13 protein-coding genes are annotated in these 19,910 nt (G+C 61.7%); 7 read left to right on the forward strand and 6 right to left on the reverse strand.

Features of this window, described 5'->3' with window-relative positions; all coding sequences use genetic code 11:
- The first annotated feature begins 5 nt into the window (after window positions 1-5).
- Both BMZ66_RS17435 and BMZ66_RS17440 read left to right on the forward strand, forming a co-directional pair.
- Window positions 6-500 (forward strand): DUF4442 domain-containing protein, encoded by a 495-nt coding sequence (locus BMZ66_RS17435; protein ID WP_092676610.1) that lies wholly within the window; start codon window positions 6-8, stop codon window positions 498-500.
- A gap of 113 nt (window positions 501-613) precedes the next feature.
- Complete coding sequence (locus BMZ66_RS17440; RefSeq protein WP_092676613.1) at window positions 614-2,215, forward strand: amidase; 1,602 nt, start codon at window positions 614-616, stop codon at window positions 2,213-2,215.
- A gap of 18 nt (window positions 2,216-2,233) precedes the next feature.
- Here BMZ66_RS17440 and BMZ66_RS17445 read toward each other — a convergent pair whose 3' ends face one another.
- Window positions 2,234-3,739 (reverse strand): DNA integrity scanning protein DisA nucleotide-binding domain protein, encoded by a 1,506-nt coding sequence (locus tag BMZ66_RS17445; RefSeq protein WP_177204781.1) that lies wholly within the window; start codon window positions 3,737-3,739, stop codon window positions 2,234-2,236.
- 239 nt (window positions 3,740-3,978) lie between these two features.
- Complete coding sequence (locus BMZ66_RS17450) at window positions 3,979-4,800, reverse strand: energy transducer TonB (RefSeq protein WP_092676619.1); 822 nt, start codon at window positions 4,798-4,800, stop codon at window positions 3,979-3,981.
- A gap of 182 nt (window positions 4,801-4,982) precedes the next feature.
- On the opposite strand from BMZ66_RS17450, the gene BMZ66_RS17455 reads away from it, so the two are divergent.
- The 5 genes from BMZ66_RS17455 (at window position 4,983) to BMZ66_RS17475 (ending at window position 11,781) form a co-directional block, all read left to right on the forward strand.
- Window positions 4,983-5,396 (forward strand): RidA family protein, encoded by a 414-nt coding sequence (locus BMZ66_RS17455; RefSeq protein WP_092676622.1) that lies wholly within the window; start codon window positions 4,983-4,985, stop codon window positions 5,394-5,396.
- Window positions 5,397-5,578: 182 nt separating this feature from the next.
- Window positions 5,579-6,544 (forward strand): bestrophin family protein, encoded by a 966-nt coding sequence (locus BMZ66_RS17460; protein ID WP_092676625.1) that lies wholly within the window; start codon window positions 5,579-5,581, stop codon window positions 6,542-6,544.
- Window positions 6,545-6,885: 341 nt separating this feature from the next.
- Entirely contained in the window at window positions 6,886-8,460 is a 1,575-nt protein-coding gene (locus BMZ66_RS17465; protein WP_092676628.1) for an FAD-dependent oxidoreductase, read from the forward strand.
- 37 nt (window positions 8,461-8,497) lie between these two features.
- Window positions 8,498-9,370: a cyanophycinase gene (locus BMZ66_RS17470; RefSeq protein WP_092676631.1), complete on the forward strand. Its 873-nt coding sequence runs from the start codon at window positions 8,498-8,500 to the stop codon at window positions 9,368-9,370.
- A 257-nt stretch (window positions 9,371-9,627) separates the two neighbouring features.
- Entirely contained in the window at window positions 9,628-11,781 is a 2,154-nt protein-coding gene (locus BMZ66_RS17475; protein ID WP_092676634.1) for an FUSC family membrane protein, read from the forward strand.
- A 368-nt stretch (window positions 11,782-12,149) separates the two neighbouring features.
- Here the strand turns inward: BMZ66_RS17475 and BMZ66_RS17480 are convergent, their stop codons facing one another.
- From BMZ66_RS17480 to BMZ66_RS17495, 4 genes are all read right to left on the reverse strand, one after another.
- Window positions 12,150-14,087: a sensor histidine kinase gene (locus BMZ66_RS17480; protein ID WP_092676637.1), complete on the reverse strand. Its 1,938-nt coding sequence runs from the start codon at window positions 14,085-14,087 to the stop codon at window positions 12,150-12,152.
- Window positions 14,088-14,311: 224 nt separating this feature from the next.
- A complete protein-coding gene (locus BMZ66_RS17485; RefSeq protein WP_092676641.1) occupies window positions 14,312-17,062 on the reverse strand; it encodes a S8 family peptidase in 2,751 nt (916 codons plus the stop codon).
- A 341-nt stretch (window positions 17,063-17,403) separates the two neighbouring features.
- Window positions 17,404-19,467, reverse strand: a complete 2,064-nt coding sequence (locus BMZ66_RS17490; protein ID WP_092676645.1) for a S9 family peptidase — start codon at window positions 19,465-19,467, stop codon at window positions 17,404-17,406.
- Window positions 19,468-19,607: 140 nt separating this feature from the next.
- Complete coding sequence (locus BMZ66_RS17495; RefSeq protein WP_092676648.1) at window positions 19,608-19,796, reverse strand: hypothetical protein; 189 nt, start codon at window positions 19,794-19,796, stop codon at window positions 19,608-19,610.
- Between the last annotated feature and the right edge of the window lie 114 nt (window positions 19,797-19,910).

The raw sequence follows: 19,910 nt of genomic DNA on the forward strand, positions 1-19,910 counted from the left end.
CTATTATGACCGTTACCGACACGCCCCAAGCCGCCACTTTCCGCCGCCAAGTGCTTAGCCCCGTTAAGCTGCGGCTGTTTCTGATGCGGAAGCTGCCCATGGCGTGGCTGGCGGGCCTGCGCCTGACGCAGCTCACGCCGGAGCAGGCGGTAGTCACCATCCGGTTTAAGTTTCTTACCCAGAACCCGTTTCGCAGCATCTACTTTGCCTGCCTGGCCATGGCGGCCGAGTTTGCCAGCGGCATTCAGGCCATGATGCACGTGCAGGCGGGCAGTCCCGTGTCAATGCTGGTGACCAAGATGGAGGCAGACTTCACCAAAAAAGCCGTCGGCCGGATTGCCTTCACCTCGACCGATGGCCCGCTGATAGCCCAGGCCATTGCCGAAAGCCGCGCTACCGGCGAGGGCCGCACCGTGGTGTGCACCAGCACCGGGCTGGATGAGGCCGGCGACGTGGTAGCGGTGTTCCGCATCACATGGTCGTTTCGGGCAAAGCGGTAAGCCAACTAGGGCACTGCGCGCTTACATGAAATGGGGCCCTGCTACTGAGAAGCAGCCGTTACTTTTGGGCGACGTCTACTCGGCTTGCTCATTATCTCATTCCGGCTTCTCTTATGCGTGCATTCTTCCATTTCTGGTTTTCCTTTCTGCTCGTATTTGCTGTTGCGTGGCTGAGCGGCTGCACCAACTCGGCTCAAGAACAGAAAGATGAGAAGTCGGCATTTGAAGTGACCGAGGATTCCATTGAGGACATTCACAACGCGCTAGAGCGTGGCGACTGCAGCTGCGAGCAGCTGGTAGGCGCCTACTTGGCGCGCATTGCAGCTTACGACCAGCCCACGAAGCTCAACTCCATTGTGGTCACCAACCCGGCGGCGCTGGGGACAGCTCGGCAGCTTGATGCGGAGTACCGCCGCAGCAAGAAAATGCGGCCGCTGCACTGTATTCCCGTGATTGTGAAAGACAATTACAACACGGCTGGCCTCCAAACTGCGGCTGGCTCGGCGGCCCTCAAAGGGTTTGCGCCCACCACCGACGCCACTATGGTGAAGGCGCTGAAAGCAGCCGGGGCCATTGTGCTGGCCAAGTCCAATATGGCCGAGTGGGCCTTCAGTCCCATGGTCACCATCAGCTCCATTGCGGGCGAGACCCGAAACCCCTACAACCTCGACCACGTGCCGGCTGGGTCGAGCGGCGGTACGGCGGCGGCCGTGGCCACCAGCCTGGGGGCGGTGGGCTTGGGTACGGACACCGGCAACTCTATTCGTGGGCCGTCGTCGCACAATGCGCTGGTGGGCTTTCGGCCCACGCTGGGTCTGCTGAGCCGAGCTGGCATCACGCCACTTTACCTCCGCAACGACACCGGCGGCCCCATGACGCGCACCGTGGCCGACGCCACCCGCCTGCTCGAAGTAATGGCCGGCCCCGACCCCGCCGACCCGCTCACGGCTTACAGCGCTGGCAAAGTTCCGCAGGGCGGCTACCGCCAATTTCTGGATAAGAACGGCCTCAAAGGTGCCCGCATTGGCGTGTTGCGCACCCTGAGTGAGCGCAGCCCCGACCCGCAGGTGAAAGCCCTCTTCGAAAAAGCCGTAGCCGACCTGCGCCAAGCTGGCGCCGAGGTGGTAGACGTGGAAATCCCCGATTTTGCGAAAGTCAGCAAAGACCAGTGGTGCTCGGTTTTCAAGCGTGATGTCAACGCCTACCTAGCCGAGCTAGGCCCCACCTCGCCCGTGAAAAACATCAACGAAGTACTCGCTTCGGGGAAATATTCAGCTTACATCAAGGAGAACCTGCAGGATGAGCTGGCAAACGGCATTGCGACTGCCACCACTGCCACCGAAGGCTGCGGTGAGGCTTATACCGACCCGCGCCGTATTGCCTTCCGCAACGCCGTCACGGCTGTGATGGACCGCTACCAGGTAGGTGCCTTGGTATACCCCACTTGGAACAATCCGCCTGCTAAAATTGGCGATTTCAAAGGCTACAAGGGTGATAACAGCCAGCTCATCGCGCCGCATACGGGCCAGCCAGCTTTCACCGTGCCCATGGGCTTCACCTACGAAAACCTACCGGCCGGGCTCCAGTTCCTTGGCCGCTCATTTGATGAGGCTAAGCTGATAAAGTACACTTACGCTTACGAGCAGGCCACGCGGCACCGCAAGGCGCCGGCGTTGTTTCCAGCCCTGCTCAACAAGGCAGAGAAAGCAAAATAGCGGTTCGTTGGCTTTGCCTTATGCGGCGGCTTCTTCTACCGAAGTAATCACATCCACCAGTCCGTCTTCGCTCACCACCACCGCAATGCAAGGGTAGTCGGAGCTTTCCACATAGCGCAGGGCCGAGTTGTAGCGGGCGCCGCGGGTGCTGTCGCCGCGGCCCGAGGCCCGGCCGTCGAGAATGACGCCGATGGAATAGCAGTAGCCTTCAGGGTCGAGCAGTACCGCGCCGTCGATGCTGGTGACGAGGCGCGTGATTAGCGGCGTGAGCGGCACCGGCTCGATGAGCGTGCACTGCAGCTTGAGGCGGTCGGCTTCGGCCAGGGCCTCGGTGGTGATGACGAGCAGCGTGCCGTGCTTCTGGCGGCTGGCTTCGTTCACAACGTCCCAGAGGCGCTCTACTTTCAGCGGGTCGGTGAGGGCGAAGGTGCGCTTGAGGGCCCGCCGGAACCCGGTGCGGCTGAGGCGGGTGCGGGGCAGGCCGGGCAGGCCGTAGTGCGAGCGTAGTAGCACGTGGTTGTCGTGCTGCAGCTCCCAGGAATAGTGCGTAACAAAGCTGATGACGAACAAGTCTTCCCGCACGGCATCGTACTTGCCCACCTGGCGGCCCAGCGCATACACGCTTTCGCCATTGGCCAGCAGGTGAATGTCGGGCGTGGTCATTTCGAGCAGCTTGCGCACGGCCCGGTAGTCGGTGAGCTCGGTGGGGCAGGTGAGGGCAAAAATCTCCTCAATGTTGGGGTGGCCGCGGCGGGCCAGCAGCAGCTTGCCCACGCCCTCGGCGCCCTCGTAGCGCAGGCTGCTGATGGTGTTGCAGGTGGCAAACAGCTTGGTAGTGGCCGGGTCGAACCCCAGGGACTGCGCGGGCGTGTCGAGCAGCGCCTTGCCGGCAGCGCGCAGCAGCTCCTCGCTCTCGCGGGGGCGAACGATAAAACCGGCGCCGGGTTCGGGCTCGCTCAGGGCCTTCACGCTTTCCTCGTTGAAGCGGTACATGGCTGCCACCAGCAGGGAAGGCGCCAGCGGCCGGCCATCGGTGTAGAAGCGGTGGGGGCGCAGCGACGGATAGGCCCGGATGGGCTTGCGCTGCAGCCGCAGTATCGTGACCACAAAGTACCCCTGAATCTGAATGGGGTAGCCGGCAAAATGCTGTTGGAGGCCATGCTCGTCCAGCCGGTCGAGTACTTCCTGCACGGCATTGCGCACGCCCATGCCTTCGTGCTTGCGGCGCAGCATGGCCGGGGTCACGTCTTCGCGCTCGGGGTAGGGCCAGGGCGTGGCGTTCTGAATGGTGCGGCCGCGGGCCACCACTCCAAAGAATTCATCGGCGGGCAAGCCGCAGTCTTCCGGCTCCAGGCAGAGGGCGGGCTGGGCGGGAGAGGTGGGAAGCGCCAGCAGCACTACGTAGGGCTTCAACTCTTCGTCCAGGGCATCGAACAGGTCTTGCGCCAGCGCCTGGGCCGCCTTGCGGTAGCGGGCTTGGTGCGGCCAAAGCAGGGGGGGGGCGGGAGCAAGAACGGGAGTCATGGCAGGGAATAGAGGAACAGAACAAAAACTCCCCTCCTTACCAAGGAGGGGATGTTGTCGCATCAGCGACAACTGGGGTGGTTGTAGTCGTTTAACGATGGCGGAACGACTCACGCGGAATTCGTTTGGGTGTCGTTGGCTACGCCGACCTTCGGTTCAACGAGTGCAACCACCCCCGTCCGAGCCTTTGGCTCGAGCATCCCCTCCTTAAAAAAGGAGGGGAGTCGTGGTTCAAATTGTTATAGCTGGAACAAAACAGGCAACACCATCTTTTGCTTTAATGGCTTGCCTTGGAACGTGGCCGGCTCCCACTTTGGGGCAGCTTTGATGAGGCGCAGGGCCTCCTCATCGAGGCCGGAACCCATCTTCTTGATGACGCGGGCATCGGTCAGGCTGCCATCGGCTTGCACCATGAACTCGACCATTACCTTGCCCTGAATTTTGCGCTGACGGGCGAGCAGCGGGTATTGCTGATTTTTTTCAACCCAATCGAAAAAAGCCTGGGGGCCACCCACGGGCTGCGTGGGCTTGTCGGGCGCCACCACGGCTGGGCGGTCGGGGTTGGCCGAGGCGGCAATGTCGGCGGCCGAGGTGGTAATGGGCCGGTCCTTGGCGGGCAGCTTCACGGTTTCGCTGCCGGGCGACATCACGAACGACACCGGCACATAAATGCGCTGGCGCACCACTTGGTTGCGGTGCTTGGCGGGCGTCCACTTGGGGCCGCTCTTGATGAGGCGAATGGCCTCGGCGTCCAGCTCGGGCGACACCGGGGCGTCGACTTTCACTTCGTTTACGGTGCCGGTTTTCTCCACAATGAAGCTCACCTTCACGGTGCCCTGAATGCCTTTTTGCATGGCAGAAGCCGGGTAGCGCTGGTTTTCGGCCAAAAAGCGCGCGTACTTTTCGGTGCCACCCAGCGGTACGGCCGGCTGGGCCACCGAGTCGTAGACTTCTGTTGCCGAGGGCTTGGCGGGCATCTTGCGCTTCTGCGCATGCGCACTGGGGCCGAAATAGCTAGCCAAGCCGAAGCAGCCGAGCAAAAGGAGTAGGGGGGATTTCATAAGGGATGATGGCACGGCGATAGCAGGTATAATAAGGAAATCGGCCTTTACAAATATCGGTAACCTGAACGGCAACCGGAAGGCCGTGCCACTAAAAACCTTGCCAGGGCTGGCCCGGCCGGGTATCAGGCTGGCTGACGTTCTTTGGGGCGGTTTATTTTCATTCGCGCCCAAAAAATATCATGACCGACCAAACCTCCCGCGCCCCCGAGCCCGTTGGGGCCTACCCCTACACCCGCCGCGTTGGCAACTTGCTGTTTCTGTCGGGCGTGGGCCCGCGCCAGCGCGGCCAGAAGGCCATTCCCGGCGTGGAGCTTGACGCTGAAGGCAATATTCTAGCCTATGACTTTGAAAGCCAGTGTCACGCGGTGTTCCAAAACGTGCGCTACATTCTGGAAGAAGCCGGCGCCCAGTGGGACGATTTGGTGGACGTGACCGTGTTTCTCACCAACATGAAGGACGACTTTCCGATTTACAACCGGCTATATGCCGAGTATTTTGCCACGGCCCAGCCCTGCCGCACCACGCTCGAAATAAACTGTCTGCCCACGCCCATTGCCATCGAGCTGAAATGCATTGCCCAGGTTTCTGGTTAAGTGTTTGCGGGGCTTAGCAATCGCAAGTCAAGGCCTGCGGCTGCTGATGCAAAAGGTAATGCATTGATAAAGCGCCGACTGTGGGCTTGCTGCTCAGTCATAGGTTATTCGTTGTTTAAAATCCTATTTCGGTATTTTAGCCCAGTCAGGCCAATTAAATTTTCTCTTCCTAATAACTATTCATGTACGTTCACAGAAATCTACGGCTGTCAGTTGTCTGGCGCATGTCACGCAATGGGCTGCTGCTCTTTTTCCTGTATGATACTCTTATCTGCTTTTTGTACAGTCGGTTAAATTTTCACTTTCTCGATATTCCCTGGCAGCCCGTTGCCACCTTGGGCACGGCGGTGGCGTTCTACATTGGTTTTAAAAGCAATGGCTCTTACGACCGGTTTTGGGAAGGCCGGCGCCTCTGGGGCAGCATCGTAAACGTGAGCCGCACCTGGGCCATTCGGGCGTTCGACTTCGTGCAGCCCACCCCCAACGAGATGCAGCCCGAGCCGAGCGAGCTTCGCGACCTGCACCGCCGCCTGCTCTACCGCCAGATTGGCTGGTGCAACGCCCTGCGCCTGCACCTGCGCCGTCAAACCGCCGAGGGCTGGGAAACCGAAGTCGCGCCCTTTCTACTCGACCCCGCCGAATCGGAAGAGGCCCGGCGCATGAGCAACCCGCCTACGCACTTGCTGCGCCACCAAAGCGAAGAGCTGCGCATGCTGCACCAGCGCGGCCTGCTCAGCGAGTTCCGCCACGTGGCCCTGATGCAGACCATACAGGACATGTTTGATGCCCAGGGCGGCTGCGAGCGGATTAAGAACACTCCATTTCCGCGCCAGTATGCCTACTTCAGCTTTGTTTTTGTCTGGATTTTTGCGGCCGTGCTGCCCCTGGGCCTGGTCGAGGAATTTGACCACCGCGAAGCCCTGGGCGAGTACCACGTCTGGCTGATGGTGCCGTTTGCCGTGCTCGTGTCCTGGGTGTTCAACGTCATTGAGCTGGTGGGCCATGCCAGCGAGAACCCTTTCGACAACCAAATCAACGACGTGCCGATGACGGCCATCTGCCGCAGCATTGAAATTGACCTGCGCGAGTTGCTGGGCGAAACCGAGCTGCCACCCAGAACCGTGGCCGTGAACGACGTGATGTATTAAAGTTAAGCCAGGTTAAGAACAAGCAGCTCCCCTCCTTGGATAAGGAGGGGATGTTTTCGCGCAGCGAAAACGGGGGTGGTTGGGTTCGTTGAACGACAGCTGAACGACACCCGAACGAGCTACCTGCACCGTTGCTAGCCGAGTCGTTCTAGCATCCTTCAACGAGTTCAACCACCCCCGTCCGAGCCTGGCGGCTCGAACATCCCCTCCTCATCTGAGGAGGGGAGTTGGTCGTTCTATGACTTCCGCAACTCGCTCCCTGCCTTCAGAAAATAAGCTCGACCTAACGCGAACCCGCACCCAGGCGTAAGCAAGGACTCCACATCCTTTTCCTTCGCCTTATGCCCACAAAACTGCCCAATCCCGCTCGTACTTCTGGTGCTACTATTTCGTCTTGGTTTGGCACGGCCCCGGCCTTGCCCACCTTTGAGCCGCTGGCCGAAAACGCCAAGGCCGATGTGGTGATAGTAGGGGGAGGCATTGCGGGCCTTACCACGGCTTATTTGTTGAGCAAGGAAGGCCGTAAGGTTATTTTGCTAGAAGACGGCGAGCTGGCTAGCGGCGAAACCGGCCGCACCACGGCCCACCTTTCGTTTGCCCTCGACGACCACTACACCACCCTGGAAAACCTCTTCGGCGAAGAGGGCGCCCAGCTGGCGGCCGAAAGCCACTCGGCGGCTGTGGACATGATTGAGGAGATTGTGCAGAACGAGAAAATCGATTGCGATTTTACCCGCCTCGACGGCTTCATGTTCCTGCACGCCGATGGCAAGCGCAAGGACCTGACCAACGAGCTGGAAGCCGCCCACCGCGCCGGCCTGCCCGACGTGGAACTGCTGGAAAGCGCTGGCACAACGGGTTTTGAGCCCGGCGAGTGCCTGCGGTGGCCGGGCCAGGGTCAGTTTCATATTTTGAAATACCTCAACGGGCTGGCCCAGGCCATTGTGATGCAGGGCGGGCGCATCTGCACCCACACTCGTGTGAGCGAAGTGCACGGCGGCGCCCAGGCGCATGTCGTGACCGACGACGGGTATGAGGTGAAGGCCAAGAAAGGCATTGTGGTAGCCACCAACACACCGTTCAACGACCGGGTGGTGATGCACACCAAACAACACCCTTACCGCACCTACGTGGTGGGTGCCCGCATCCCCAAGGGCTCGGTGACCAAGGCCCTGTATTGGGACATGGCCGACCCCTACCACTACGTGCGCCTGCAGGAGGTTGACGCTGGCCCTCGCGGCGGCCAGGTTAATTATGACCTGCTGATTGTGGGCGGCGAAGACCACAAAACCGGCCAGTCTGACGACCCGGAAGCGCACCTGCGCTGCCTGGAAGAATGGACCCGCGACCGGTTTCCCATGGTGAAAGACTTTGAATACCGCTGGTCGGGCCAAGTGATGGAGCCCTCCGATGGCCTCGGCTACGCCGGCCGCAACCCCTTGGACTCCGATAATGTGTTCATCATCACCGGCGACTCGGGCCACGGCATGACGCACGGCACGCTGGGGCCCATGATTGTGGCCGACCTCATCGAGAACCGCGAAAATCCCTGGGCCAAGCTCTACGACCCGGGCCGCATCACGCTCAAGCGCGAAAGTGCTCAGGAATTCATCAAGGAAAACGTGAACGTGGCCATCGAGTACACCGAGCTGCTGACGGGCGGCGACGTGAGTTCCGTGGACGAAATTCCTGCCGGCACCGGCGCCGTAATGCGGCGGGGCATTACGAAGGTGGCCGTGTACAAAGACGACAAGGGCGCTACCCACGAATGCTCGGCCATTTGCCCGCACCTAGGCTGCGTGGTGCACTGGAATGGGCTGGAGAAAAGCTGGGACTGCCCCTGCCACGGCTCGCGCTTCACGGCGCTCGGCGAGCTCCTCAACGGCCCGGCTGGCACTGGCTTGGCGCCGGCCTAGTCGGGCGGAGTTTCTTCTTATTTCTTTCCCATAATCTATGCCCACCCGTAGAAAAAAATCGCCCGAAAGCGCTTGCCCAGCGCCGCGAGGCACACTCATTACCATTGGCGGACACGAAGAAAAGAACCCCGATACGAACGTTAAGGCCGATGCCGAGCACGCACCCGATGCCATTCTGCGCCGGTTTGTGCAGGAGTTGCGCGGCAAAGGCCCCGTGGTAGTCGTGCCCACGGCCTCGGAGGAGCCCGAAGCCGCCGCTCAGGACTATATCGACGTGTTTAAGTCGCTGGGGGTAAAGCGGGTGGAGGTGTTCAATGCTACGGAGCGGGCCGATGCCGAAAACGAGGAGAACCTGAAGCTGCTGGACGAAGCGGCGGGCTTGCTGTTCACCGGCGGCGACCAGCTCCGCCTCACGGCCTTGCTGGGCGGCACCACCTGGCTGGTGCGCCTCAAGGAGCGCTACACCTACGACGAGATTGTGATAGCCGGCACCAGCGCCGGCGCCGCGGCCATGAGCACGCCCATGATATACCAGGGCCGCAACAACCAGGGCATGCTGAAGGATGAAATTCACATTACCACCGGCCTGCAGTTTTTGCGCGATGTGGCCATCGACACGCACTTTGTGGCGCGGGGCCGCATCATTCGCATGGCCCAGATTATCGCTACCAACCCCGGCTGCATAGGGCTTGGGTTAGAGGAAGACACCGGCGTGGTCATCACCGAGGGCCGCGAAATGGAGGTGATTGGCAGCGGCGTGGTGACGGTGGTGGAAGGCCAGGCCGCTACCTCTACCAACATTCACCTAATCGAGCCGGGCGAGCCGTTCACCATTCGCGACCTGCACGTGCACATCCTCGGCTGTGGCCAGCGTTTCACGCTGCCTGTGCAGGAGGTGATGCACCGCTAGCGCACGGGATTGGTGCAGACCAAGAACTTGGCCGAACAGGCTGTCGTGCCGAGCGCAGCCGAGGCATTTCGCGTGGGGTAGCATTCTCAATCGGGGCTACGATTTGAGCGAGATGACTCGGCTGCGCTTGGCATGACGGCCAATTGTCAAGGCCGCGGTGGGATAGGCGCCAAAGGGACTTCGTAACAATTCATGGGTTAATTGCGGACACGGAGACATTTTTGTGGCAAAGCTTGCCCTGCCGGTCATCTATCTGCATGAATACCCAATCGCGCCGCCTTCAGTACTTCTTTTTCGGGCAGAACTTTTCGGATGGGGTGCGCACCACATTGGCCATTTTGCTGCCGGCGCTGGTGTTTGCGCAGCTGGGGCATTTTGAAGCCGGCATCACGGTCTCGACCGGGGCCGTGTGCCTGAGCGTGACCGATACGCCCGGGCCGGTAGCGCACCGCCGCAACGGCATGCTGGCCGCGCTGGCGCTGGTGGTAGCCACCGCCTTGCTCATGGGCGTGGCCGCAACCAACGTGTGGCTGCTGGGCCTGGCCGTGGGCGGGCTGAGCTTCGGGCTGACCATGCTGCTGGTGTGGGGCGCCCGCGCCGGAGCGGTGGGCACGGCCGCCCTGCTCAATGCCGTGCTGGTGCTGGCTCACCCGCCTGCTTTGGGCGAGGTGCTGCCCCACGCGGGCCTATTGCTGCTGGGTGGGCTCTGGTACGCGAGCCTGGCGGTGCTGGTGCACCGGGTGCGGCCCTACCGCCCGGCCCAGCAGGCCTTGGGCGAGTGCATTCACGCGCTAGCTCGATTCTTGGACCTGAAAGCGCGGTTCTACAATCCCCTGACAACCCTCGACGACAATTACCGGCAGCTGGTGGCGCAGCAGGTGGTGGTGAACGAGAAGCAGGAAGCCGCGCGCGACCTGCTGTTTCGCACCCGCCAGATTGTGAGCGAAACCACCAGCACCGGCCGCCGCCTGGTGCTCACGTTTGTGGAAACGGTGGACTTGTACGAGCGCATCACGGCGGGCTACTACGACTACAGCGTGGTGCGCGCCACTTTCGGCCCCAGCGGGGTACTGCCCGAGGTGGCCGCCCTCATCCGCCACCTCGCCGCCGAGCTCGACCACCTGGGCGTGGCCATTCAGGCCAACCGGCCCTACGCCGGCACCGGCCCCGACCTCACCGCCGAGCTGGCCCGCCTGCAGGCACGCATCAGTGCCCTCGACGCCGACCCGGCCATCGAAGGCAGCACGCTGGTGCTGAAGAAAATTCTGGTGAACCTGCGCGACATCACCCGCCGGGTGGGCAACATCCGCCGCTATTTCGACGAGAGCCTGGCCGCCGCGCCCGTGCCCGAGCGCGCCACCGAACACGGCCAGTTTGTGTCGCATCAGGAAATTGAGTTGCAGGCCCTGGGCCAGAACCTGACCCGAAAATCCGGCGTGTTCCGACATTCCCTGCGCATGATGGTGGCCTGCCTGGTGGCGTTTGCCGTGGCCCAGTGGCTGGCCCGCGGCGAGCACGACTACTGGATTCTGATGACCGTGACCATCATGCTCAAGCCCGGCTTTAGCCTCACCCGGCAGCGCAACATCGAGCGCATTCTGGGCACGCTGGCCGGGGGGGCGCTGGGAGCGGCAGTGCTCTGGCTGGTGACCTGGACCGATGCGCAGTTTGCCATTCTGGTGGCGTTTATGGTGGTGGCGTATAGCTTTCAACGCACCAAGTACCTGGTTACGGTCGTGTTCCTAACGGCCTTCTTGCTCATCCTTTTCAGTTTCCTGGGCCTGAACTATGTGGGCGTGGTGGAAGAGCGAATTGCCGACACGCTCATTGGCTGTGCCATTGCGTTTTCGGCGGGTTACTTTCTGTTTCCCAACTGGGAGTCGGAGCAGCTCACCGACCACATGGCCGCCGCCCTGCGGGCCAACCTGGCCTACCTGCGCCAGCTGGCCAACCGCCTCGCCGGCCGCCCCCTGGCGCCCAACGAGTACCGCCTCCTGCGCAAGGAAGTGTACGTGACCGGCGCCAACCTCGCCGCCGCGTTCCAGCGCATGCTCAACGAGCCCAAGAGCAAGCAGCATCAGCCTTCCAAAACCCACGAGTTTGTGGTGCTGAACCACATTTTGTCGTCTAATATTGCGTCGCTCACGGCCACCCTGCGCGAGGCCGCGCCCGCCGTGCCACCCTTCCCCGCCGAGGGCCGCCGCGCCCTCACCAGCGCGCTGGCCACCCTCCACAAAAGCCTGACGCGCATAGCTCCCGATGCCGCCGCTCCCGCGCCCGAGCTGCCCCCCGCCGAGGCCGTCGCGCCTGTGGCACCCGATGATAAGTCGCTGCTGGAGCAACTCGCTTTTCTACAAAAGGTAAGTGGTGATATTGGTAAGGTGACGGAGGTGCTGGCTGTTGGGGAATGAATGGGAGAAGCTATTCCCTTAGTGGTTTCCAGGCAATAGAATGGCATACAGAGCGTGGTGCCGGGGAACCTCACCCCCGGCCCCTCTCCCGCGGAGAGGGGAGCCACGGCGGCGCATTTGTCATTGCGAGGAGGCACGACGAAGCAATCCGTCCTGGTCTCAGCGAATACCCTAATCATGTGACAAGCCCCGGCTCTGCGTAGAGCCGGGGCTTGTCATTTCAGTGAACTGGCTGATTCTTACAGGACGGATTGCTTCGCTCCGCTCGCAATGACAGCCAGCGTCAGGCTCCCCTCTCCGCGGGAGAGGGGTCGGGGGTGAGGTTCCCCGGCACCACGCTCTGCATGACGTGCTCAGTGCTCCCAGCCTCAACACGGCAGCCGCACCACCACCCGTGTCCCCACCCCGGGCGTTTCAATATTAAGGCTGCCGTTCAGGTAGGCCACGCGGGTGCGCACGCCGCGCAGGCCGATGCCTGTCATGGGAGTGTCCTCACCTTGGCCGAAGCCCCGGCCGTCGTCTTCTACGCACAGCTCCAACAGGGGCGGACGGCGCCGCAGATGTACGTGCACCTGCTGGGCCTGGGCGTGGCGCATGGCATTGTTTACCAGCTCGGCTACAATGCGGTAGGCAGCCGACTGCACGGGCGATGGCAGGTGGTCGAGCCCATCGTCGAAGTGGGTGTGCACGCGCAGCGTGCCCTGCATATTGAGCGTGCGGCACAGTACAGCCATGGACGTAGTGAGGCTGTTGGTGAGCTGCTCCGAAGGCAGCAGCGCGTGGCTGAGCTGCCGCACCTGGGCGTAGAGCTGACCTAAAATTTCCTCGGTTAGCTGGCCGATTGACGCCGCTGCCGGAGCTGCCGCTAACGCGTCGCGCACAGCCATGCTTTGCCAGGCCATGTGCAGGGCCGCCAGGTTGGGGCCCATGGCGTCGTGCAGCTCGCGGGCCAGCTGCTCGCGCTCGGCATCCTGGGCTGCAATCAGTCGCTGGCCTACTTGGTTGCGCTGTTGCAGCTCCCGGATGCGCAGCCGGGCATTTTGCCGCAGGGTGTGGCGGAAGCGCCCCGTGAGCAAGGCGCTCAGCACCAGCAACTCAAGAAACAGTCCCCAGGCCAACGCATTCGGATAGACAGGGTTGAAGCTGGTTAGCCCCAGGTGGTTGAGCCAAAAAATGGCAAAACCGATGAAGAAAAACCAGTAGGTGAGGGCGTAGTAAGCGGCCAGTCGCCGCCGCCGCTTGCTGAGCAGCAGCGCCACCAGCGTGATGGCGCCATAGCCGAACACCAGCAGCATCAGCAGCTCCCGCGCGCCATTCAGGGCCTCTACCAGGCCCAGGCTGTGGCGCACTGCCCACGGAAACGTCGCCGAGTAAACTACCACAAACCCCGCGGCCACGCCCTTCACCCAGTTGCCGGCCCGGTGCAGGCCCCGCCAGCCGCTGCGCAGCCGCAGAAACAGCTGCATGATGCGGATGCCCGCCGCCCCGGCCAGCACAATAAAATTGTACTGGCCCACCGTCCATATGGCGCGGTACAGCCCGGCCGGCAGCAGCAGGGCGTCCAGCCCGTCTTCCATCATCAAAAACAGCGTGACGCCCACTACGTAGGCCACGTACCAGAGATGAATGCGGTCGCGCAGAAACGCAAACAGCACCAGGTTGAACAAGGCGCTGCTCAGGTAAAACCCCAGCAGCCACACCCAGTGCCGCTCAAAGGGAAAGCCCATTTCCCAAGCCAGGAAATGCTCGGTGGTTTCGATGTAGGTGGGCAGGTACACGCCGCCCGTGTGCACATCAACCCGCAGGTACAGCACGGCGGCCTCGTCGGCCTCCAGGGTGAAGGGAAAGCTGAGCGAGCGGGCCGGAAATAGTCGTTCGGAGGCCGGCGTCCAGGAACTGGTGGTGCCTAGGCGGGTAAACATGGTTTCGCCCTGCCGCCGGCAATACAGCGAAGCGCTATCAGTGAAGTTGAAAATGCTCCACAGGAAGCGCAGGCGCTGCAACTCGGTGTTGCGGACGGGCAGGCGCATCCATACGCGCTGGTGCAGGGTGCCCAGGTTGAGGGGCTTGTGCCAGGGCCCGGCCTGAAACTTGCCGGCCCTAAACTGCGCTTCGGCCTGCTCAGGGTCGGGCGGCACATTGAAGTCTTCGGTATAGTAGCGGTAGGCTTCCGAAACGTGAGGGTTTTCGGCGTCTTTCAGCTGCAGCGTATCGCGCAGAATCTGCTCTGGCTTGGCCGCCCGCACTTCTCCCCAGCTCACAAAGCACCAGCCCAGCATCAACACAATGAAGAACTGAAACCGCATAGGCGAAAGGGTAAACGCTACTCGGCTGGCAATTAACTACAATTTTATCTTCTTTTAAAATAGAAAAGGGCAGGCCTGTTTCATTGCTAATCATATAGTGAGCTTGATATAAAAAGCACACTCTAGTAACTGCTGTAAGCATGCTGACGGCCGGCCGCAGATGGCACAAAAAAGCCGACCCAGTTTCCCGGGCCGGCTTTTAGCAGCAGCCGTCTCCTAATAGTTTAGCGCGTCAGTACCACGCGGCCGCTGGCCGAGCTGGCCCCGCTCGTGAGCTTGTAGATGTAAGTGCCGGCCGACAGCTGAGCCGCATCGAATACCTGCGTGTGCACGCCGGCCGTTTGCATCTCGTCGCTCAGCGTTTTCACGCGCTGGCCCAGCAGGTTGAACACTTCCAGGCGCACGGCACCGTCCTGGGGCAGGGTGTAAGTGAGCACGGTGCGGCCCTGGAAGGGGTTGGGCGAGGCCGTAATCAGGTTGGCATCCTGCGAGGCGGGGCTGCCAGCCGTGGCGGCGGCGGCGCTGGCCGTGGCCGTGGGCGAATTCCACTGGTCGTGGGTGCGGGTCACGAGCACGGCAAACTCGCCGCGCTTCACCGTTTGCACCGGCTTGAAGGTGGCGTGAATCACGGGCTGCAAGTCAAACAAGCCCTGTGTCACGCTGAAGAAGGCGTTCATGATGTTCATGTCGAGGGCCACTTGCACGTAGCCCGCCAGGCCGGCTGGAATCTGAGCGGCGTCCTCAATCGGAATGCGCTGGCCGTTCACGAGCACTGTTACTGTGCTCGGGGCCTTTTGGGCGGTGGCTTGCAGGCCCAGGCTTTGCACCAGCGAGTAGGCCAGGCTGGCCCGCGTCACGGCGGCGTTGGGCGAGAATACGCCGGCGGCGGTGGGCACCATCACCCCGTTTTTGTTCTGGTCGCGGTCGCGCAAAGCCGCGCCTTGGGCCGTTACCGATTCGGCCAGCAGGCGCTCGCGGCTGCTCACGTCGCCGAAGGAAATCGAGCCATCGAGCGGCAGGAACTGGCGGATGGCCTGGCCCATTACCAGGTAGTCGGCTAGTTGAATGCGGGTCAGGTCGCGGTCGGGAGCGAAGCCCGAAGACAGGCCGTCCACGAGGCGCTTGCTCACGGCCAGCTTAATAGAGCCCTCGGCGGGGTGGCCTACGGCATCGGCCAGACCGGAAGTGCCGGTGGCCTGGTTCAGCGAGATATTACCGGTTACGGTTTCGGGGAAGGCCGCACCCTGCAGGCCGTCGAGGCGCACCGTCCAGGTGCCAGCTTCCGGCGACACCACGGCCACTGCCCGGCCCGGGCTGGTGGCAAACAGCACCGAAATGCCCGAGGCGTAGCGCTTGCCGGTGGGGGAGAGCAGCACCAAGTTGATGGGGTTGCCGGTTTCGCCGAGCACGCCGCTCACTTTGCAGTTCACTTCCAGCGACGACGTGCCGCTGGGCACCGAGAAGGTCTGGGCATTGGCCGCGGCCGTGAGCGGGCTGTAGTTGATGGTGAAGGTGCTCTTCACCGAAGCCGTATTTACGCTGCTGTTGAAGATGCGCGTGGCGTTGGAGAAAGCTCCGTAGCCGGGCGCAGCGCGGAAGGCGCGGTCCACAGCGGCGTAGGCATTCACCATGCCGCGGCCCACTTCCCACGACTCGCGGTTGGGCAGGTTGGTGGCGGTTTCTTCGATGATGGCCTTCACCTGGGCCGGGGTGAGGGCGGGGTTGGCATCCAGCATCAGGGCCACCACGCCGGCTACGTGCGGCGCGGCCATGGAAGTGCCCGTGAGGTGGGTGTAGAAGGGCAGGTGCGCCGGCGACATGCCCGATTCGATGTCCTGCTGGGTGCTGAGCGCCCCGATGGGCGATATGGCCCGGGTTGAGATGATGTCGGTGCCGGGAGCCGTTACCGTGGGCTCATCGCGCCAGGTGAAGGTCTGGCCATCGGTGGAGAACGTGCCGCCCACGCCCTTGCGGCCACGCGACGACGAAGGCGCCAGCACGCCGGCCTTGTCGGCGTTGGCTACCGTGATAATCCAAGGTGCTTTCTTGTACTTGCCGGTAATGGTGCCCGACCCCGAGCCGGAGTTGCCGGCCGAGAACACCACCACAATGTTGCGGTCGACGCAGCGCTTGGTCGACATGGTGATGGGGTCGCGCGGGTCGACGTCCGTACCGATGTCGCTGGTGGTGCCAAACGAGTTGGTGATAACGCGGATGTTGTAGCGGAACTGGTTCACCAGGGCATAGTCGAACGCACCGATTACGTCCAGAATGAACAGACCCGCGCCAGTGCCATAGCCCACCAGGTCGGCGCCCGGCGCCACGCCGGCATACAGGCCGTTGGAGGCCGCACCCGTGGCGCCCGCAATGCCGGCCACGTGCGTGCCGTGCCCGCCGCTGTTATCGGTGTTGGGAATGTCTTCCAGGTACGTAACGGGCAGCATGGCGTCCTGGGCGTTCAGATTGGTGGTGCCCAGCACGTTTTGCTTGAGGTTGGCGCCCAGCTTGTGGTCGGGGTGCGTGCCATCGATGCCGCTATCATTCACCACCAGGCCGATGCCGGAGCCGGACACGGGCAGGCCGCCGTTGCGCGAGGTGAAGCTGACTTCGCGGCGCACGCGCTGGGCGCCGGTGAGGGCGGTGGCGCCTTCATTGTCTAAGCTCAGCGAGCGGTTTAGGTACAGCGACAGTACGCTGGGGTCATTGGCCAGCTGCGCAATCTGTGCGTTGGTAGCCAGCACGCCGGCAATGGGCAGCTCGCGCAGGGTGCGGCCTTTGGTAATGCCGAGGGTGCGCAGCGTCTGAAGGGCCGCGGCCGAAGGAGCCCCTGAGCCTTGGAACGTAACAATGACTTGGTGAATGCCCGGGCCAGTAGCCAAGGCGGTTTTCAAAGCAGGGTCAATAAGCGTTTGGGCCTGGGTGGCGGCCCCGGCACCACTCATCAAGAGCATTGCCAGAAGTAAGGTTTTCTTCATAAAAGATGAGGAGCGTGATTATGAAAATGGTGGAATAGGCCCTACTTACGGCAGGCATGAGTCTATGGATTTGATTAATGTTGATACATTTTTATAGAAAGCCGACTTTAATTATGAATAACGTATTTGCGTATTCAGGCAATGATTGGTTTTATAAGTAGTCTTAACATGCTAATTATTAGCATAGTGTTTCCGGTCATAGCAAGGTCATATTGTCAATCTAGCTTCGTGGTAGCTCGCGTGTATGGTTTAAAAATTTATAAAAACTTATTGATTATTTACATAACAAAAAGCCCTTCTCAGTACTGAGAAGGGCTTTTGGCTGCAAGTAGAGCTGCGGTTTACTTTGCTGCCTTGTCGCTATCGGGCTTGAGCGTGCGGCCCAGCCAGTCGAAAAATACCCGCTGCCAGAGCACAGCGTTCTGCGGCTTCAGTATCCAGTGGCCCTCGTTGGGGAAGTAGAGGAAGCGGCTGGGAATGCCGCGCAGCTGCGCCGTGCCGAAGGCCTCCATGCCCTGGCCCTCGGGCACCCGGAAGTCTTTACCGCCGTGGATGACCAGCATGGGCGTGTCCCAGTTTTTGGCGAACAATTGCGGGTTGAAGTCGGTGTACGACTTGTGCAGGGTGGCATCCCAGGGCGCGCCGCTCATGTCGTGCTTGGCAAAGAACATTTCCTCGGTGCTGGGGTACCAGCTGGTGAGGTTGTAGAGGCCCGCGTGGGCAATGAAGGTTTTGAAGCGCCCCTCGTGCTTGCCGGCCAGGAAGTACACCGAGTAGCCGCCGTAGCTGGCGCCCACGCAGCCGCGGCGGTCCTTATCCACATAAGGCTCCTCACTGATTTTGTCGATGGCCGAGAGGTAGTCGCGGATGGGCTGCCCGCCCCAGTCGCCCGAAATCTGGTCGTTCCACTCGCGGCCGAAGCCGGGCAGACCGCGCCGGTTGGGCGCCACCACAATGTAGCCGTTGGCGGCCATCAGCTGGAAATTCCAGCGGTAGCTCTGGCTTTGGGTGATGGGGCTTTGGGGGCCGCCCTGGCAGTAGAGCAGGGTGGGATACTTCTTGGCGGGGTCAAAGTCGGGTGGGTAAATGACGTACACCTGCATCTGCTTGCCGTCGGTGGTGGTCACGCGGCGGTCTTCCACCTTGCCCATTTTTATGCCGGCTAGGTCGGCTTGGTTGATGGTAGTGAGGGGCGTTTCCTTGCCGGTTTTCAGGTCGATGCGCACCATGTCGGCAAAGGCGCTGAGGGTGGTGCGGTTGGCCACGACGGTGTTTTTGCCGGCCAGCTCGAAGGCGTTGTAGTTCTGCGCGCCCTTCGTGATTTGGCGAATCTTGCCGCCCTTGGCGGGCACCTCGTACAGCTGCTCGGCCCCGGCCACTACCGATACGAAGTAGAGACTTTTGCCATCGGCGCTCCAGCGCACGTTGGCGCCGCTCAGCTCCGAGCCGGTGGTGGCGTCCTGGCGCTTTTTGGTGGCAAAATCGTGCACGATGATGGCGTTGCGGTCGGCCTCAAAACCGGGCTTGGCCATGCTCAGCCAGGTGATTTTGCTGCCGTCGGGTGAGAACACGGGCTCAGTGTCGTAGCCCGGCAGGCCCTCGCTCAGGTTCTCGGTTTTGCCGGTGCGCACATCGTAGAGGTAGATGTCGGAGTTGGTGCTTTCGGCCTCGGCCTTGCCCGTGAGTTTGCGGCTGGTGTAGGCAATGCGGTAGCCGTCGGGCGAAAACGCCAGCTGCTCGGCACCCCCGCTGGGCATCAGAGGCGCGTCGAACTTTTCGCCGGCCATGATGTCCTTGCCGTAGCCCTGGGGCTTGCCGTCGCCGCCGAGGGGCTGGAAGAAAACGTGGCTGGCCTTGTGGTCGTCCCACGCGGTCCAGTGGCGGTAGTTCAGGTCGTCGATGATTTTGGCATCGGCCTTGGGCAGGTCCGGAAACAGGTCCTGGGTGTCGGGCGTCACCTTCACGTCCTGGGTGTAGAGAATGAAGTTGCCCTTGGGCGCGTACTTCAGGTTGCCCAGCCCTTCGTCGGGGAAGCTGCTGAGCTGTTGCTTGCCGCTGCCGTCGGCGTTCATCACGTAGAGCTGGTCGGTGCCGCTTTCGCCCGATAGGAAGGTGAGCTTGCCGTCGGGGCGCCAGTTCAGGGTGTTTTCCGAAGAGGGCGTGTCGGTCAGCTTTTTGGCGGTGCCGCCGGCCACGGGCACGAGGTATATGTCGGCGTTGCCTTTGTTATCGGCCAGGCTGTAGCGGGTCACGGTGTAAGCCACCGTTTTGCCATCGGGCGATACCTGCATTTCGCCCAGGCGCCCCAGCTGCCAGAGCTTTTCGGGGGTGAGGACGGTGGTGGGATTTTGGGCCGCCGCTGCCAACGGCAGCAAGGCCAGGGCGGTGAGAAAGTGCTTGTTCATTACCAGGAATTAATTGGGCCGCAAGGTACAGCGAGCCCGTAATTCGTGGTAGTGAGCAAAAGAGAAGCCCCGCCAACTCAGTTGGCGGGGCTTCTCTTTGTGGGTTATAGCCACTGGCTAGCGCATAAGCGCATCATATCTTACTTGCTTGCTTTTTTACGGCCCGAGCCGCCGGGAAGTTTCCCGCCGCCGTCGTTTTTATTCACCGTGGCCCAGGCCCGGGCTTCGGCTTCGTCCTCGGGCATGCCTTTTTTCTCGTAGCTCTCTTCGATGTGTTCGGCCTGGCGCTTCTGCTTCTCGGTATACTTCGATTTATCTCCCTGGGGCATGGTAGTAGCTGGTTAAGGATGAAAGAAAGAGGGACTGAGCCATCAAGCTCTTGTATTTTTACGCGGGCAGCAGGGGAGGAGTTAGGTGGAGCTTACTACCTTCGCCCCGCTTCT

This window comes from Hymenobacter arizonensis, assembly GCF_900115775.1.
In the GTDB taxonomy this organism is placed as follows: Bacteria; Bacteroidota; Bacteroidia; order Cytophagales; family Hymenobacteraceae; genus Hymenobacter; species Hymenobacter arizonensis.

What these genes read in the sequence shown, in the direction of transcription:
- BMZ66_RS17465 (WP_092676628.1), top strand. Translation starts at nt 6,886, where the DNA reads ATGCCCACAAAACTGCCCAATCCCGCTCGTACTTCTGGTGCTACTATT.
- BMZ66_RS17470 (WP_092676631.1), top strand. Translation starts at nt 8,498, where the DNA reads ATGCCCACCCGTAGAAAAAAATCGCCCGAAAGCGCTTGCCCAGCGCCG.
- BMZ66_RS17450 (WP_092676619.1), bottom strand. Translation starts at nt 4,800, where the DNA reads ATGAAATCCCCCCTACTCCTTTTGCTCGGCTGCTTCGGCTTGGCTAGC.
- BMZ66_RS17475 (WP_092676634.1), top strand. Translation starts at nt 9,628, where the DNA reads ATGAATACCCAATCGCGCCGCCTTCAGTACTTCTTTTTCGGGCAGAAC.
- BMZ66_RS17490 (WP_092676645.1), bottom strand. Translation starts at nt 19,467, where the DNA reads ATGAACAAGCACTTTCTCACCGCCCTGGCCTTGCTGCCGTTGGCAGCG.
- BMZ66_RS17460 (WP_092676625.1), top strand. Translation starts at nt 5,579, where the DNA reads ATGTACGTTCACAGAAATCTACGGCTGTCAGTTGTCTGGCGCATGTCA.
- BMZ66_RS17455 (WP_092676622.1), top strand. Translation starts at nt 4,983, where the DNA reads ATGACCGACCAAACCTCCCGCGCCCCCGAGCCCGTTGGGGCCTACCCC.
- BMZ66_RS17485 (WP_092676641.1), bottom strand. Translation starts at nt 17,062, where the DNA reads ATGAAGAAAACCTTACTTCTGGCAATGCTCTTGATGAGTGGTGCCGGG.
- BMZ66_RS17495 (WP_092676648.1), bottom strand. Translation starts at nt 19,796, where the DNA reads ATGCCCCAGGGAGATAAATCGAAGTATACCGAGAAGCAGAAGCGCCAG.
- BMZ66_RS17435 (WP_092676610.1), top strand. Translation starts at nt 6, where the DNA reads ATGACCGTTACCGACACGCCCCAAGCCGCCACTTTCCGCCGCCAAGTG.
- BMZ66_RS17440 (WP_092676613.1), top strand. Translation starts at nt 614, where the DNA reads ATGCGTGCATTCTTCCATTTCTGGTTTTCCTTTCTGCTCGTATTTGCT.
- BMZ66_RS17445 (WP_177204781.1), bottom strand. Translation starts at nt 3,739, where the DNA reads ATGACTCCCGTTCTTGCTCCCGCCCCCCCCCTGCTTTGGCCGCACCAA.
- BMZ66_RS17480 (WP_092676637.1), bottom strand. Translation starts at nt 14,087, where the DNA reads ATGCGGTTTCAGTTCTTCATTGTGTTGATGCTGGGCTGGTGCTTTGTG.